16 protein-coding genes are annotated in these 16,562 nt (G+C 37.4%); 1 reads left to right on the top strand and 15 read right to left on the bottom strand.

The window, feature by feature from the left end; translation table 11 throughout:
- Positions 1-7: 7 nt before the first annotated feature.
- The 10 genes from NV349_RS04250 to pdhA form a co-directional block, all read right to left on the bottom strand.
- Positions 8-1,156, bottom strand: a complete 1,149-nt coding sequence (locus NV349_RS04250) for an ABC transporter substrate-binding protein (protein ID WP_058843443.1) — start codon at positions 1,154-1,156, stop codon at positions 8-10.
- Positions 1,153-1,755 carry a hypothetical protein gene (locus tag NV349_RS04245; protein WP_036125464.1) on the bottom strand — a complete coding sequence of 201 codons (603 nt, stop codon included), beginning with the start codon at positions 1,753-1,755 and terminating at the stop codon, positions 1,153-1,155. Before NV349_RS04245 ends, NV349_RS04250 begins: the two co-directional genes overlap by 4 nt.
- A complete protein-coding gene (locus NV349_RS04240) occupies positions 1,752-2,384 on the bottom strand; it encodes a hypothetical protein (protein WP_036125465.1) in 633 nt (210 codons plus the stop codon). Before NV349_RS04240 ends, NV349_RS04245 begins: the two co-directional genes overlap by 4 nt.
- A 198-nt stretch (positions 2,385-2,582) precedes the next feature.
- The gene (locus tag NV349_RS04235) at positions 2,583-3,191 is read right to left on the bottom strand and encodes a hypothetical protein (RefSeq protein WP_058843442.1); all 609 of its coding nucleotides are present in this window, start codon (positions 3,189-3,191) and stop codon (positions 2,583-2,585) included.
- Positions 3,191-3,817: a hypothetical protein gene (locus NV349_RS04230; RefSeq protein ID WP_089931916.1), complete on the bottom strand. Its 627-nt coding sequence runs from the start codon at positions 3,815-3,817 to the stop codon at positions 3,191-3,193. Before NV349_RS04230 ends, NV349_RS04235 begins: the two co-directional genes overlap by 1 nt.
- A gap of 405 nt (positions 3,818-4,222) precedes the next feature.
- Positions 4,223-5,110, bottom strand: coding sequence for a LysR family transcriptional regulator (locus NV349_RS04225; protein WP_051891703.1), 888 nt, complete (start codon positions 5,108-5,110; stop codon positions 4,223-4,225).
- A gap of 221 nt (positions 5,111-5,331) precedes the next feature.
- Positions 5,332-6,747 (bottom strand): dihydrolipoyl dehydrogenase, encoded by a 1,416-nt coding sequence (gene lpdA / locus NV349_RS04220; RefSeq protein ID WP_036125472.1) that lies wholly within the window; start codon positions 6,745-6,747, stop codon positions 5,332-5,334.
- A 4-nt stretch (positions 6,748-6,751) separates the two neighbouring features.
- Entirely contained in the window at positions 6,752-8,089 is a 1,338-nt protein-coding gene (locus tag NV349_RS04215) for a dihydrolipoamide acetyltransferase family protein (RefSeq protein WP_271912471.1), read from the bottom strand.
- Between the two features lie 47 nt (positions 8,090-8,136).
- Complete coding sequence (locus NV349_RS04210; RefSeq protein WP_036125477.1) at positions 8,137-9,114, bottom strand: alpha-ketoacid dehydrogenase subunit beta; 978 nt, start codon at positions 9,112-9,114, stop codon at positions 8,137-8,139.
- Positions 9,115-9,117: 3 nt separating this feature from the next.
- Positions 9,118-10,233 carry a pyruvate dehydrogenase (acetyl-transferring) E1 component subunit alpha gene (gene pdhA, locus NV349_RS04205; protein WP_058843438.1) on the bottom strand — a complete coding sequence of 372 codons (1,116 nt, stop codon included), beginning with the start codon at positions 10,231-10,233 and terminating at the stop codon, positions 9,118-9,120.
- Between the two features lie 394 nt (positions 10,234-10,627).
- Between pdhA and def the strand changes: the two genes are divergently transcribed.
- Positions 10,628-11,185, top strand: a complete 558-nt coding sequence (gene def, locus NV349_RS04200) for a peptide deformylase (RefSeq protein WP_036125484.1) — start codon at positions 10,628-10,630, stop codon at positions 11,183-11,185.
- 45 nt (positions 11,186-11,230) lie between these two features.
- On the opposite strand, the gene phnX is transcribed toward def, so the two are convergent.
- The 5 genes from phnX to NV349_RS04175 are packed head-to-tail and all read right to left on the bottom strand — an operon-like array spanning position 11,231 to position 16,488.
- Complete coding sequence (gene phnX, locus NV349_RS04195) at positions 11,231-12,025, bottom strand: phosphonoacetaldehyde hydrolase (RefSeq protein ID WP_271912470.1); 795 nt, start codon at positions 12,023-12,025, stop codon at positions 11,231-11,233.
- Positions 12,015-13,115 carry a 2-aminoethylphosphonate--pyruvate transaminase gene (locus NV349_RS04190; protein ID WP_271912469.1) on the bottom strand — a complete coding sequence of 367 codons (1,101 nt, stop codon included), beginning with the start codon at positions 13,113-13,115 and terminating at the stop codon, positions 12,015-12,017. The genes phnX and NV349_RS04190 overlap by 11 nt, the downstream gene beginning before the upstream one ends.
- Positions 13,116-13,128: 13 nt before the next feature.
- On the bottom strand, positions 13,129-14,115 hold the full coding sequence (locus NV349_RS04185; protein WP_271912468.1) for an extracellular solute-binding protein: 987 nt from the start codon (positions 14,113-14,115) through the stop codon (positions 13,129-13,131).
- Positions 14,112-15,743, bottom strand: a complete 1,632-nt coding sequence (locus NV349_RS04180; protein WP_271912467.1) for an ABC transporter permease — start codon at positions 15,741-15,743, stop codon at positions 14,112-14,114. Before NV349_RS04180 ends, NV349_RS04185 begins: the two co-directional genes overlap by 4 nt.
- Complete coding sequence (locus tag NV349_RS04175; protein WP_058843433.1) at positions 15,736-16,488, bottom strand: ABC transporter ATP-binding protein; 753 nt, start codon at positions 16,486-16,488, stop codon at positions 15,736-15,738. The genes NV349_RS04180 and NV349_RS04175 overlap by 8 nt, the downstream gene beginning before the upstream one ends.
- Between the last annotated feature and the right edge of the window lie 74 nt (positions 16,489-16,562).

Below are 16,562 nucleotides of genomic sequence, written 5' to 3'. Positions count from 1 at the left end.
TCATCCCTTAATATTTAGCTGCTTCTGAAGACGGATTTAAAATAGCTTGAATATCTTCATCTGTCACATCGTATTCATAAAAATCTTTATAATATGCTTTAATCTCATCCTCTATTTTATAATCAAATAGCGCTGGGTGATTTTTTTGTGCAAGCCACTTTAACATTAAAGGTGCGTCTCCACTAGGTGGGAACCAACGATAAATGCCTAATGGAATCTTATACACTTTACCCTCCTGAACTGCCTTCACCTGACTCCAATCCTGCCCAGCTATCTTATTTTCAAGCAAATCAGCTGGCTGTGTCTCTGTAAAATTGGTAATAAAAATAATATCTGGATTCCAAGTATATACCTGTTCCATATTGACTTCTTTTTGTCCTTGGATATCATTTTCAGCTACATCAATGGCTCCCGTCGCATTGAGCCATTGATTACCAAAGAAGTTTTTCCCTCCAATTGTAATCGACTTTTCATTATGTCTAAACAACATCATCGCGCGAGGCTTATCTTTTTCTTCAATCGTTTTTAACTTTTCATCTAATTGAGCTTGTACTTTTTTGCCTTCCTCTAGGAAGCGATTAGCACGTTCTGTTGTGCCTGTTATTTGGCTTGTTATTTCTAACCAGCTATTAAAGGTAGCTAATGGCTCTGCCGCAGCTGCGTCAATTGCCTTGAGCGCAACCACAGGAATACCTGCCTCTGATACTTTATGGATTGATTTCTCATCTGTTGCAATCTCTATATATAATTGTGGATTTACTTTCATTAATTCTTCCACATTGACTTCACCATTCTGAATAAACGAAGTATCAGCCTTTAAAACATCTGGAGACATTTTTGCTAGCATCGAATGTTTTGCTGCATTATACGAATTTGGATGCATACCAGCAATTTCTTTTGTAGAATTTGTTGCTACATACCAAGTAGAGAAGTATGGAAGAATGCCTCCCATTACAACACGCTCAATCGAATTTGGTACTGTTACTTCACGTCCTAATTGGTCAACTACAAGCTTCTCTTCCTTTGTCGTTTGTAACTCTGATGATTGTTGCTCCACCTGAGGCTTAGTATTATTTTGCGTCTCTTCGTTGTTATTATTACAAGCTGCCAGCAACATTGTTAGTGCTACAGCAGCGACAAGTCCATACTTCTTCAATGTTTTTCTTCCTCTCTTAACCATTTTGCCATCCCATGTAAAAACGGCTTTGATTGATCAATAAAACCTAGTCCAATATGAAACATCGGATCAAGTGTAGTGACAACTAGTTCTCCATTAAAACTCACATTATCTACATAAAATAACGATCGTCCATTTGGAATATCTAATAACGATTGCGCTCCTTGTGGTGGTAAAAAAGAACCGTGATAATGCCATTTCATATCATGCAATGTCACGTATTTAAAAAGTGGATGCACATTATTTTGCATTTTCATCGGTAAATCACCGCCATCTCTCACCCACCAACTAAAATTGACCTCAGAATCTTCCCAATCAATTGTCGGAAACCAGCAATCCAATATTTCACCAAAAATAATCAGTCTTTTGCCAGCATTAACAAATTTCAGTAATTGTGACTGATACCGCTTTAAAGAACGGATATCTAAGCGACAAGATAAAATAAGTGTGTCATACTTTGTTAAATCATATTGATGAAAGTGGCGAATATGTAGCACTTCATCATATAAATAATGAAATTCTTGCTCTGCAAAAAAGCGATTTTGAAATGGTAAGCCATTCGTCACAATCCCTATCATTTGCCCATACCTCCACTTGCATAATTGCGGTTAGCTTCCTCACGAATACAATCTAGCATTTGCATACTAAGCTTTTTCGATGTATTTTCTTCATGCATAAATACCTTGTAAATATCGGTACCTGCCCCTGCAAAAATGGTGCCATTTGTTGAGTGTCGATCAACATAAAGTATCGGTACACCACTTTGATCTGTAATTAACACTTCCGCATGTGCTGGTAATTCTTCAAAATAGCCACGAGAAAAGAAGCCCCGTACACCTTTTCGATAATTAATATCATAAGGCTCTATCCCTTTAAATAAAGAACAATTAGCTTGTTCAATCATGATTTCGCGATCTTTCAATGGAATAGGAGAGCGTTTCCAATTAGCTACATTTGCTAACCATGGCAATGATATTTCTGTCAGTGAAAAGATAACACCACCCTGTAGCAAATATTCATCTAAAATCATTTTATGTTCTAGTAGAAATTGCTCTTCTACATGATTTGTGATAATTATTCCTGCATAGGCAGTTAAATCAACATAGGGTAAATCATATAAATATAAAAATACTAAGCCACGTTCACGATCCTCAGCCGTTAATCGAGTAAACTGAATATCAATGCCAACATAAGCAATAGGTTCCACTAGTTCTCCTACTTTCTTTTATCAAAAAATTTCCGTACCAATGACGAGCAAATTCCAAAATAATTAATTTAATACCACAAGCTTATTTTTCTACACTATGTACGGCAAGCTTTCCTGTCAAAACCTTGAACCAACATACTACTAACACTTGCGTCTCAAATAGAGCTATTAGTAATCATTTTGCGCACTTAGCATTCCTTATATTTGCCCTTTCTTTAGCCAAGGTAAAAATCCTCGTAAGAAGCGTTCTGTTGCCGGCATAAAATAAGATCCAAAATGATAATCTGGATCCAATGTTGTATTGACCCAAATCCCATTTGTGTTCACTCGATCAATATATAAGACGGCCCCACCATCATCTGTCGATACTAAAACTTCACAGCCCTCACTTGGCCAGTACACACCATGTTGATGCCAAGTTGCATCCTCCAATGTAAGGTAATTCTTAAATAAATCATGCGTTGCCTCTATTAAACGCAAGCCACTATCAGCATTAGGCTCTAGCCACCACCAAAAATTAGTTGGCCTAGATTCCCAATTATGCATTGGCAACCAATCTCTGTGCTGAGGGCCAAATGTGACCACTACTTTACCTGTATTCGCAAAATCATAGATCTTTTGAATATTTTTATCTAATAACCCTGTATGAGATTGAGAAGGGATGATTAATACATCAAAGGCATCTAAATTTTCTTCCTCTAACTGACGCACTGGAATCAATTGATCAATATACTGAGCGAATTCAGATGTCTTATATGTACGCCAATGTTGTGAACTACCACTATACATAACAGCTATTTTACGCACTACTTGACACTCCTTTCCGCTAAATACATGTATTCTTCTTGTACCCATTGCATTAGCTGTGTAGGAATACGACTGGTTGTTTTTGATGATGACGGTGTCATGCCTCCAATAGTTAAAAGATTATTACCTGCATGCATAAAAATAGTCCCATTTGTTGAGCTTCGGTCAATAAATGTCACAGGCTCACCGTCTGGCAAGGTTAATAAAATTTCCGCATCTGTAGGTGCTGGATGATGTCCACGAGCAAAAAATCCTTTCACACCTTTATTTATTGTCATATCTTCTTCCTTTACACCTGCAAAAATTCTGTGTTGTTTCGCAATTGAGATGTCATAATCCCAATGATTTCGAATTTCCTTTGCAATAAATGCCTGCTGTCCTGGCAACCAATTTGTGACTAAGTTACCGAAGAAGCATACAATCTTTTTACTTGCCAAAAAATCTGCGATAATTTGCTTCTTTTCTTGCAAAAATTCTTGATCGACAAACCCTAAAATTATCATACATTTATAAGAAGACAGCTCAATATTCGGTAAATCATACATATCTACAATTTCAAAATTTTCATCTGCTTTGCCTTGAGAAAAAATATTACATGGATGAACAACAATATAGTCTTTTGACATCTTCATACCTCCTTGCATTTCGAACTATATCACCATTGATAACGATTATCAATATCATGTAAGGTGTAAGATTTTAATTTTCGCTGTCCACTTATCCGTTTTTCTCGAATTATAAAAATCTCCTATTGTACTATTACATTTTCTTATAGAATGCTATAAACCTACAAATGAAGGATGATATTCTATCAAAAATGATTCTTGGAAGTCATCGCAAAAAAGCTATATAAATTCCTCCAAGTGCTACCATACTGCTGGAATAGATGCTCAATTAAGATAAAAAAACCCAAACAATTACGAATCAGTAAATAAAAGCTTCGTATATTGCTTGGATTAAATTAGAAAATATTTTAATAAATATAATAGAAGAAACACTATAAAGGATTTATTTACCATTATAAGTTTAGCTTACCTGATAGACTCTATCTTCAATTTCTTCTTTATACGTTCACAAAATGCTTGTTCTTGCTCATTTAAAATTTGGTTACGGTTAAATACAATACCATTTTTTCGTTTAATAGATAGACCTTTCACATATTTAAACGTTAATTTATCTAGACTATCCTCTATTGATTTATAAGGTAAAAAGGATACGCCCATACCCTGCTGCACAGCCTTCTTAATAATTTCAAAATTAGTCATCTGTATATAATAAACAGGTACTGCCTTCTGATGTAAAGCTTGTTTAATATGCTGATTCAAATAAGAACTTTGGGACAATAGCATCGATAAGTTTTTCAAATCTCTTGTATAAATGATTTGACGACTTGCTAAAGGATGATCATTTGTCATCACTAATACTAATTCTTCCTCAAATAAAATATCGATATCAAATGACTCGTGAACAATCTTATCAGCATCATAAATCGGCATCACAGCAAATTTGGCATGGTTTTCTACTAAACTACTTTTTAAATCTTCATAGCAATAGCTATTAATTTCATATGGATATTGTTTATATGTGCTATTATTTTTATCAAATAGCTCGTCAAAAAAGCTATCTGCAATATAGTGACTTATATATAATTTGATATTTTCCTGTTGTGTCTGCTTTACTGCTATTCGCAATTGTTGGTCCATTTCCTGCATCTTCTGCGCATAAGCCAACACCATTTCGCCTTGTGTAGTTAACTCGATTTGTCTTTTTTTCCGTGAGATCAGCTGGCAGCCTAATTCACTTTCCAATTGCTGAATATGCTGAGAAACTGTTGGTTGGGAACAAAACATCTGCTTCGCTGTTTCAGTAAATGATTTGTATTGTGCTAATAAAATAAATGTTCGGTAGCGCTCATTCATCGTAACCCATTCCTTCATTTTTAATTGATAATTATTATCAATTATAATACTATTTTTTATGCATAAAGTAAAATTTAATATCCATAGGGCCACATCTTCAAGTTATTACCTTTTATTTATTTTATTCAACGACAAGCTGCATTTAAGAAAACAATTGTAAATAAAAAAGGAGTGTAGATAAGCGAATGAACATCCGCTTTTTCTACACTCCTTTATTCAAATTATTTTTTCGCTACAATGTGGATTGGGTTGCCAAGTAATACTTCAGCAGTTTCCATTGTAATTTCACCTAATGTTGGGTGAGCATGAATTGTTAAAGCGATATCTTCAGCAGTCATGCCGCCTTCAATCGCTAAGCCCATCTCAGCGATCATATCAGATGCACCAGCACCTACGATTTGAGCACCGATTAATAAGCCATCTTCTTTACGAGCAACAAGCTTCACGAAACCTTCTGATTGGTTTAATGCAAGCGCACGGCCGTTTGCTGCGAATGGGAACTTCGCTGCAGTGTATTCAATGCCTTCTGCTTTCGCTTGTTCTTCGTTGTAACCAACTGTCGCCATTTCTGGATCTGTGAAACATACAGCCGGTACAGCAAGATAATCAACAACTGATTTTTCACCAGCAATCGCTTCAGCAGCAACTTTACCTTCGTAAGAAGCTTTATGTGCAAGCTGAGGACCTGCAACGATATCACCAATTGCATAGATGTTTGAAATATTTGTACGACATTGTTTGTCAACATTGATTAGACCGCGTTCACCGAATTCAACACCGATTTCAGCAAGGCCCATTTCATCTGTATTTGGACGACGACCCACAGTTACTAATACATAGTCAGCTTCAACTTTCTTCTCTTCTCCACCAACTTCATAAGTTACTACTACGCCGTTTTCAGTTTCTTCAACGCCTTTTGCAGATGCGTTAACTTCCATTTCAACGCCTTTCTTTTTAAGGCCTTTTTTCACGATTTGCGTCATTTGTTTTTCGAAGCCAGCTAAAATATCTTTTCCGCCTTCGATAATTGTAACTTGTGAACCTAGGTTTGCGTATGCTGAACCTAGCTCTGTACCAATATATCCGCCACCGATAACAACTAATTTACCAGGAACTTCTTGTAAAGAAAGTGCTCCAGTAGAGTTTAGTACGCGATCAGAGAATTTGAATGTTGGAATTTCAACTGGACGAGAACCTGTTGCAATAATGACATTGTTAAATGTGTAAGTTTGAGCAGATTCACCATTGATGATACGCACTGAATTAGCGTCAACGAAATAAGCTTCACCTTGTACAATTTCAACTTTGTTACCTTTAAGTAAGCCTTCAACACCGCCTGTTAATTTTTTAACAACGCTGTCTTTAAATGCTTGTGCTTTTGAGAAGTCTAATTTCACATCAGAAGCGATGATTCCCATGTCATCTGAATGTTTAGCTTGCTCAAAACGGTGACCTACTGAAATTAATGCCTTTGATGGGATACAACCTACGTTTAAGCACACACCACCAAGTACATTTTTTTCAACGATTGTTACTTTTTGGCCAGTTTGAGCTGCACGAATTGCTGCTACATATCCTCCAGGACCTGAACCAATGACAAGAGTATCTGTTTCGATTGGGAAATCTCCTACTACCATTTTGTTACGCCTCCATTAATAATAATTCTGGCTCACTTAACAAACGCTTTAAGTGATTTAAAGCATTTTGTGCAGTGGCTCCATCGATCATACGATGATCAAAGCTCAATGATAATGCTAACACAGGTGCGGCTACAATTTCACCATTTTTTATTACAGGTTTTTCTGAAATTCGACCAATACCTAGTATAGCTACTTCAGGATGATTAATTACTGGCGTGAACCATTGTCCTCCCGCAGAGCCAATATTCGTAATGGACATGGAAGCACCTTTCATTTCATGTGGCGCAAGCTTGCCTTCACGGGCTTTCGTCGCTAACTCATTGATTTCATTAGACACTGCAAATACAGATTTGCGATCTGCATGCTTAATAACGGGTACTAATAGGCCTCTTTCAGTATCAGCAGCAATACCAATATTATAGTAATGCTTTTGAATAATTTCTTGCGTTGCATCATCTAATGAGCGGTTAAATTCAGGGAACTCGCGTAAAGTTGAAATAAGTGCTTTTACTACATATGGTAAATATGTTAATTTGACACCTTTTTCAGCAGCGATATCTTTGAATTTTTTACGATGTGCTACAAGAGCTGTTACATCGACTTCATCCATAAGTGTAACATGCGGAGCTGTTTGTTTCGAGTGTACCATTGCTTTTGCAATCGCTTTTCGAATACCAGACATTTTCTCACGAGTCTCTGGGAATTCCCCTTCAAGAACTACAGGTGCTGCTGGAGCTGCTGCCTCTTGCTGAACTGTTGCATCAACTGTTTCAACAGTTGCCGTATCAGCCTCTACAGAGCCACCACCTTTTAAGAAGTTTTCAATATCTTCTTTTAAGATTCGACCATTTTTACCTGTACCCTTCACTTCACGGATGTTAACATCTTTATCACGTGCAAATTTACGTACAGAAGGCATTGCAATCACACGTTTTGTTTCATCAATCACTGTCTCCACTTTTTCAGGAGCTTTTTCTGGTGCCTTCTCCTCTTTAGCAGGAGCTTTCTCTACGTCCTGACCAGACTCTGCAGTTGCCTGAACTTGTGCTTCTGTTTTTTCTTCAGCATGATGATCACCTTTTAGCTTTATGTCCTCATAGCCAGGTGCATCCAAACGGATTAGGACATCGCCAACTACAGCAACTGTTCCTTCTCCTACTAAAACTTCCTCAACTGTTCCTTCAACTGGTGAAGGAATTTCTACTACCGCTTTATCATTTTGGACTTCACAAAGAATATCGTCTTCTTTTACTGTATCTCCAGCTTTAACGAACCATTTCACGATTTCGCCTTCGTGAATTCCCTCGCCAATATCCGGTAATCTGAATTCAAATGCCATGTGTACCCATCCTTTCTAGTTACTGTTGTTCAAGTTTAGAAGCTTTATTAGAATGTTAAAACTTTTTTCGCTGTTTCCATTACATCTTTGTAGTTTGGTAACCAAACACCTTCAGCTTGTGGGAATGGGTACACAGTATCTGGTGCAGCCACACGAAGAACAGGAGCTTCTAAGCTTAAAATTGCGCGCTCTGTAATTTCTGCTACTACGTTTGCAGCGATACCTGCTTGTTTTTGAGCTTCTTGGACAACGATTGCACGACCTGTTTTTTCAACTGATGCGATAATTGTTTCCACATCGATCGGTTGAATTGTACGTAGATCAATGACCTCTACAGAATGTCCTTCTTTTTCTAGTTCTTCAGCAGCCTTTAAGCTTTCATGAACCATTAAACCGTAAGCAACAATTGTTAAATCAGTACCTTCACGTTTTACATCTGCTTTTCCTAGTGGAATTTCGTATGCTTCTTCAGGTACTTCTTCACGGAATGAACGGTATAGTTTTAAATGCTCTAAGAAAATAACTGGGTTGTCATTACGGATAGATGAAATAAGTAAACCTTTTGCATCATATGGTGTTGATGGAACAACAACTGTTAATCCTGGTTGTGCTGTCATTAAGCTTTCTAAGCTATCAGAGTGCATTTCAGGTGTGTGCACACCACCACCAAATGGTGAACGGATTGTTACTGGTGCATTATATACCCCACCACTACGGTAGCTCATACGTGCTAATTGACCACTGATTGAATCCATTACTTCATAAACGAAACCGAAGAATTGAATTTCAGGAACTGGACGGAATCCTTGAAGAGAAAGACCGATTGCTAAGCCACCAATACCTGATTCTGCTAATGGTGTATCAAAAACGCGATCAACCCCAAATTCTTTTTGTAGGCCTTCTGTCGCGCGGAATACCCCACCGTTGACACCTACATCTTCCCCGAATACAAGAACGTTTTCATCATTCTTTAATTCTGTGCGAAGTGCATCTGTAATTGCTTGAATCATCGTCATTTGTGCCATAGGTTATTTCGACTCCTTCTCTTTATAGATTTCATACTGTTCTTTTAAATTAGATGGCATTTCGCCTTTATACATGTTTTCCATTAATTCTGTTACTTTTTGTTTTGGAGCAGCATCTGCTTTTTTAATTGCTTCTTTAATTTCTTCTTTTGCACGTTCGATTACTGCTTCTTCTTTCTTTTCATCCCATAAACCTTTTGCTTCTAGGTATTTACGGAAGCGAACAAGTGGATCTTTTTGTGCCCATTCATTATCTGTATCAGATGTACGGTAACGTGTTGGGTCATCCCCAGCCATTGTATGAGGACCATAACGGTAACACATTGTTTCAATTAATGTTGGACCTTCACCATTAACTGCGCGCTCACGTGCATCACGCGTTGCTACATAAACTGCAAGCGCATCCATTCCATCTACTAAAATACTTGGTAAACCAGCTGCCACACCTTTTTGTGCAATTGTTTTAGCAGCTGTTTGCAATTCACGAGGTGTTGAAATTGCATATTGGTTATTTTGTACGATGAAGATTGCTGGTGATTTAAACGCACCTGCAAAGTTAATTCCTTCATAGAAATCGCCTTGAGAAGAACCACCGTCACCAGTATAAGTTACTGCAACAGCTTTTTTCCCACGCTTTTGTATACCTAGTGCAACACCTGCTGCTTGGATATATTGAGCACCGATAATAATTTGTGGTGCTAGAACATTTACACCCTCAGGTACTTGGTTCCCCATAAAATGTCCACGAGAGAATAAAAACGCTTTATCTAAAGGTAAGCCATGCCATACAATTTGTGGTACATCACGGTAACCTGGTAAAATCCAATCTTCTTGTTCTAACGCAAAATGAGAAGCAAGTTGCGAAGCTTCTTGACCAGCAGTCGGCGCGTAGAAGCCTAAACGACCTTGACGGTTTAGTGAGATTGAACGTTGATCTAAAATACGTGTATAAACCATACGTGTCATTAGTTCAACTAGTTCCTCATCTGATAATTGTGGATCTGCCTCTTTATTTATAATTTCGCCTTCTTCATTCAAAATTTGAAACATTTCAAACTTATCTTCGATTTCAGTTAGCGTTTGTTTAGCATCAAAAATATTATTGTTTTTCTTGCTCATTTGTCACATCTCCCTTTCAGCTGTATTAAAATAAATCACCTTTTTAACTAGTACAACTTATTCTTGAAATTCAGTATACTGAATAAAATACTGTCGGTCAATCATCTATTACTGCTCTATACAAAGATTTTTTCTAGAATAACAATCAAACATTGCTGTCCTATACTGTATCAGTAATATTCAAATTCTGTATTACAACACCTTATTTACACCGTACAGCTCATACGTTTTCTCACAGCTTTTCCCCTAGTAGAATACCCCATTCTCGAAAATCTAATAGCATTAGAAAAATTTTTTGAGTATATTCAAATAAGGTCTTTTTTCATGTGATTGTTTTAAGACGTGATGTATACTTATTAATAAGGCACTACAAAGTTGAAAGGAAGATTACTATATGATTTTAATGGATGATATTATCCGCGAAGGTCATCCGACTTTACGCACAAAAGCAGAGGAAGTTAAATTCCCTTTAACTGATGAAACAAGAAAGCTTGCAGAGGATATGCTTCAATATTTAATCAACAGCCAAGATCCTGAAATGGCCGAAAAATATAATTTGCGTAGTGGCATTGGCTTAGCTGCCAATCAGGTAAATTGCTTACAGCGTATGTTTGCCCTTCATTTAAAAGATGAGGCTGGCGAACAATTAAGCTTTGTGGCCATTAATCCAAAGATCGTTAGCCACTCTGTCGAAAACACATACCTATCAGCAGGAGAAGGATGTCTTTCTGTTGATCGTAATATTCCTGGGTATGTGCCACGTCATGCACGCATCACAGTAAAATTTAAAACAATTGATGGTGAAGAGAAAAAGATGCGCCTTAAAGGATTGCCGGCTATTGCATTTCAGCATGAATTAGACCATCTGAATGGTGTTATGTTTTATGACCGAATTAATGAAAAAAATCCATTTGCCGAAATACCAGATTCAATCCCATATGAGCGAGACTAAAAACAAACCTCGGCAGTTATCCACATCTGCCGAGGTTTGTTTTGTTTATATTCTAGTTATACGTTCATTAATCGTTTCAATTAACGCAGGTAGCTCTGCCATAGTTTCAATCGTATAATGAGCGCCAGTTTCTTCAAAAATGCATTTCGTTTTCGCTATCACTTGCTGTTGTTCTTCAGCAGTTAATGCTTGGAACTCTGCTTCGGAAAGTCCCATTTCTGAACTTCCAATAATAACACCAACAGCCCAAACACCTGCATTCAAGGCCTCCATTATATCTGAGGTTGTATCGCCAACCTTCACAACTTGCTTTGTTGCTTTTGACCCTAATGCCTCCATATTTTTAAAAATCATGAATGGGTATGGTCGTCCTTTATCCCCTATCTGTGTAGGTGTTACGAGAAAATCAGGTTGATAACCCTTGTCAGCTGCATGTCTTGTCACTACTTCCATCATGGAATCAGTATAGCCTGTCGTTGAGCCAATTCGAATTCCCGCTTCTCTCAATTGCTGTACGGTCGCTTTCACATGCTGGATAGGATCTGTATAAGTTGCCAACGATTCCATTAACTTTGTTTCGAACTGCTTGTATAATGCACTTACATTTTCTTCTGTAAAGGCTTGTCCATGCACACGTTGCCATCCTTCAGCAATTCTTGGCATTTCCAGCATCGTACGGATATGGTCAATTTTCAGCATCCCCATTGGTTTACGAGCCTCTTCCAGTGTAACTGTGACACCTGCATCTTCAAAAATTGTTAAAAAAACATTTACAGGGGCAAAGCAACCAAAATCTACTGCTGTTCCTGCCCAATCCAAAATAACCGTTTCAATTTTCATTCGTTTTCACCACCATATAATTTTCTATAACCTCACATAACGTCAGCATATCTTCCTCATGAATATCACCAATATTGCCAATACGGAATGTATCCACATCAGTCAACTTACCAGGATAGATGACAAAACCCTCTTTTTTCATTTCCTGATAAAAATGCTCAAAAGTAAACTCGTTGTGTGGGAATAAAAATGTTGTAATAATAGGTGATTGAAGCTCTTTTGAAACGTACGCTTCAAACCCAAGCACTGACAAACGAGAGCGAAGTATATGATTATTATGCGCATAGCGCTTATGGCGGGCATCGATTCCACCTTCATCGATTAACTCCTCAAGCGCCTTCGCAAAAGCTGCCACTACATGAGTAGGTGATGTGAAACGCCACTTTCCATCTTGCTTCATCACTTCCCATTGGCTATACAAGTCTAATGCTACGCTACGGGCTTGTCCTTTACATTTTTCTAAAGCTTTTGTGTTCGCGATAACAAATCCAAAACCTGGCACACCTTGAATACATTTATTGGCACTACTAATGCAAAAATCAATATGCAAATTGGATACATCCATCGGTACACCACCAAAGCTACTCATCGCATCCACGATAAACGTTTTATCGAATAAATGAACAACTTCTCCTATTTCTTTTATTGGATTTAAAATACCAGTAGTTGTCTCACAATGCACTACGGCTACATGTGTAATACTTGCATCTTTTTCAAGAAAAGCTTGAACTTCTAATGAGGATGGCTGTTCATCGTAAGGGACACTATAAACAACATGTTGTAACTTTAAAACGTTAGCCATTTCAACAATTCGCTCACCATAAGCACCATTTGTTAGAATTAGTACTTTATCGTTATCACCAATCGCAGTTGTTAGTACAGACTCTACGACAAAGCTTCCACTTCCTTGCATAAGCACCGTAGTATATTCAGGCTCCTCGACATGAGCTAACGCTAAAAGTTGCTTGCGAATCACTTGTGTCACATTTTTATAGTCGTCATCCCATGTACAACGATCTTTTAACATTTCCTGTTTTACCGCTTCAGTTGTTGTCAATGGTCCTGGTGTCAATAATTTATAGTTACTCATCTGCTATAACTCCTTATCGCTGCGCTTCTTTAAAGAAGGCTTGATGTTTTTCTAATAAATCAACCGTTAATGTTGTATCCCATTTTTTTAAATAAGCTGGAACATACTCATCCTTTACCTGTTCCCCTTCATATAGAGCTACAGGATATTGCTCCAATAAACCACTGCGAGCCTCCGTTGCGATCACCTTTGCCATTTCTTTAGCTAAAGCCTCATCACCTTCTTTATCCACAACAGCCACAGATTCCGTTAAAGTGAAGTTTCCTTCTGTCGGGTCAATATATTCAATTGGCAATCCTTCGTTTTTAGCATCAATCGCTTGAATACGTAAACCAAAGCCTGCAGCAACCTCACCAGTTTTCACCTTTTTGATAGGGCCAGAACCTGAGCTTTCAATATGTGGGCCAGCATTTTTAATTAAATCAGCTAACACCTTTTGTCCTTCATCGTCACCATATTCCTTTATAATGGCTTGTACTAAAAGCCAGCCTGTTGAGGAATCCATAATATTTGGGAAGGATACTAATTCCTTGTAAGCAGGGTCTGTCAAATCCTTAATCGATTTCGGTATTGCTAGCCCTTTTTGTTGCAATACCTCTGTATTAATAAAGATGGAGCCAACATTGCCTAAAATCGGCAGTGCATATGTAACTCCTCCATCAAGTGGCTTTAAGTCCGAAGAAATATCTACAAACATGGCTTTAGAGGTTTGAGCACTTTCTATAAAATAGGAAGCCATCGTGACAACATCTGCTTCAATATCTGTCCCTTCTGCCATCATTTTGCCACCTAACTCAGAAGTACCGAATGATTGGATTAAATACTTCCCTTGATAGCCCTTATCATCTAATGTGGATTCCATTACTTCAATTGCTTCATCATCAGCATTTGAATAAATAATGACTTGCTCTTTGGAATCAGCTGCAGCCCCTCCACACGCAGCTAAAACAACCGCCGCTGCACTAATTGTCCCTAACATCATGCTTGTTGACTTGTTCATTTTGATATCTCCTCCGCTTTTTCTTTATGTGCTGTTATATAATCACAACCTAATTTCACAATGAGGTTTGTACATAAAATAAATATCGATAGTACAAAAATATCGGTGTACTTTGCGAAATGCTGAAGCTCTTTGATGCGTGTTGAGACAAGCATTGTCTTCGTGCTGACAAGGAAAATAACACCACTAACCGTGACCATAGCATTTAAAAAAAAGTAACTAAACATTTGATAAATCGTCGGTCTAATATTCGGCAAAATAATTCGTCTAACGGTTTTTAACCAAGAATCCTTTAATAGCTCAGCTGTCACTTCCCATGTAGGGTCCATCTTTTGTAATGAATTTTTCGCCATTAAATAAGGTGTCGTAAAAAAATGGACAATATTACATGCAACAATGATGAAAAATGTACCTTTTAATGAACTTCCATTAAAGAAAAACAAGTAGGACAATCCAAGCACCATTCCTGGTACTGTATTTGTAATCATGGAGGCTACATCTAAGCTTTTTCTTCCTTTTAACGGTGTTCGAACATTGAGTAGCGCTGACAGAAATGTAATGACCACGCCTAATATAGCCGTTAATACTGCCACGATAAGAGAATTGACATATACCTTTATTAAATCCTTCTCTGCTAGTACATTTTGAACATGCTCTAATGTAAAGCTGAAGTTATATGGATAGCCTTTCGTAAAAGGCACAATAAACATCGTTACAAAAATGATGAATACGATCGTCACACAGACAATTGAATAAATAGTAAACAACGTGTCACGCAGACGATGCTTTACAAGGTCACTTCGCCCACCTTGTTTATAGTGAAAATTGAAACGCTCTAAAATTGTTAATAGGGCAACACCAAGTACGGCAGGTACTAGCATTAACACTGATATCACTGCGCCACGCTCAAAATGGACAATGGAGCCTAACATCGCTTGATAAAGTTCAGTGGCAATCACTGTGTAATTTCCACCAACAGATGCGGGTATACCAAAGTCTGTGAAGCTTAAAATAAACGTTAAAATAAAAGCACCACCAATCGTACCTAACATTGGACGGAATACAGTATGATAAAAGCGACGAAGTGAATGATCATGCATTAACATGGAAACCAGTAAAAATCGTTTGTCGATATATTGCATGGAGTTTTGCATTAAAATAAAAGCGACTGGCAATGTGTATAAAACGTAACCAAGCACCAAACCGTTGTACCCGTAAATTGTAAAAAGGGGTTGCCCCACTAATTTCGTTAGAATTCCTTGATTACCAAATGTATAAATCAGCACAAAACCATAGGTGATGGTTGGCAGAAGCATGGGCAAAGTAATGCCTATTTGCACAAGCTTTTTCGCATGGCGATGCATCGTTGTAAAATGAACAGCATAGGCCAATAAAAAAGCTAAAATGGTTGTAATCACTGAGGCTACAAAAGAAACTTTAAAGCTATTGATAAAGGCTTCTCGAATTTCGGTATTTTGTAAAGCATCTATATAATTTTGAATGGTCACCACATTTCCTATTTTGAAAGACTGCCAAAACATATAAAGTAATGGCACAATTAAAAAGAATAGGAAAAAAATAAGAATCGGTAGAAAAATCAATTTCATCATTTTATTCGTTTTAAGCATATGTTTCTCCAAACAATTGATAGATGTTATGTCGCTTAATATGAAGCTGCCTTAAAATAAAATCCTCAATAAATTGATTTTTTGGTGCTGTTACTATTTCATGAGGTGTACCAAATTGAGCAACTGTTCCCTCATTAATAATCATGACTTTATCAGATAATGTGAGGGCTTCTTCTGGATCATGTGTCACGATAATGGTTGTCAATTTAAATTCACGGGCAATAGATTTAATACGCTCCTTGATGGATTCCTTAATGACGCCATCTAATGCACTTAGTGGCTCATCTAACAATAGTATTTTAGGCTGCATCACAAGTGTCCTCGCAATGGAAACTCGTTGTTTTTGCCCACCAGATAATTCGTGAATCTTTTTCTGCAGATGAGGTGTTAGCTCTAAAAAATCGATATATTCTTGTATCTCCTCTTTGGACATTTGCACGTTCTTATTTTTCAAACCATAAACGATATTGTCGTATGCATTTAAATGAGGAAATAACGCAAAATCCTGAAACACAATATTAAACCCTCTTTCTTGCATCGACTGCTTGGATATATCTTGTCCATTGTAGACAAGCTGTCCAGCCGTTTGATCTACAAGCCCTAAGATGATATTGAGCAAGGTAGTTTTACCACAACCACTTGGCCCTAGTAACGAAATGATTTCACCTGATTCGATGGTTACATTGATATCTACTAAAACTTTCTTATTTTTATAGCTTTTTGCGATATTTTTTAGCTCTAACAAATTGGTCACCTCTCTCAGTTCTTAGCTTTAGTATAGTGACCATTTGTAAAGGAAAATGCATTTTTGTGTAAATG

Source organism: Lysinibacillus sp. OF-1, assembly GCF_028356935.1.
Classification (GTDB): Bacteria; Bacillota; Bacilli; order Bacillales_A; family Planococcaceae; genus Lysinibacillus; species Lysinibacillus fusiformis_D.
This window is presented reverse-complemented; position numbering and strand designations above follow the sequence as displayed.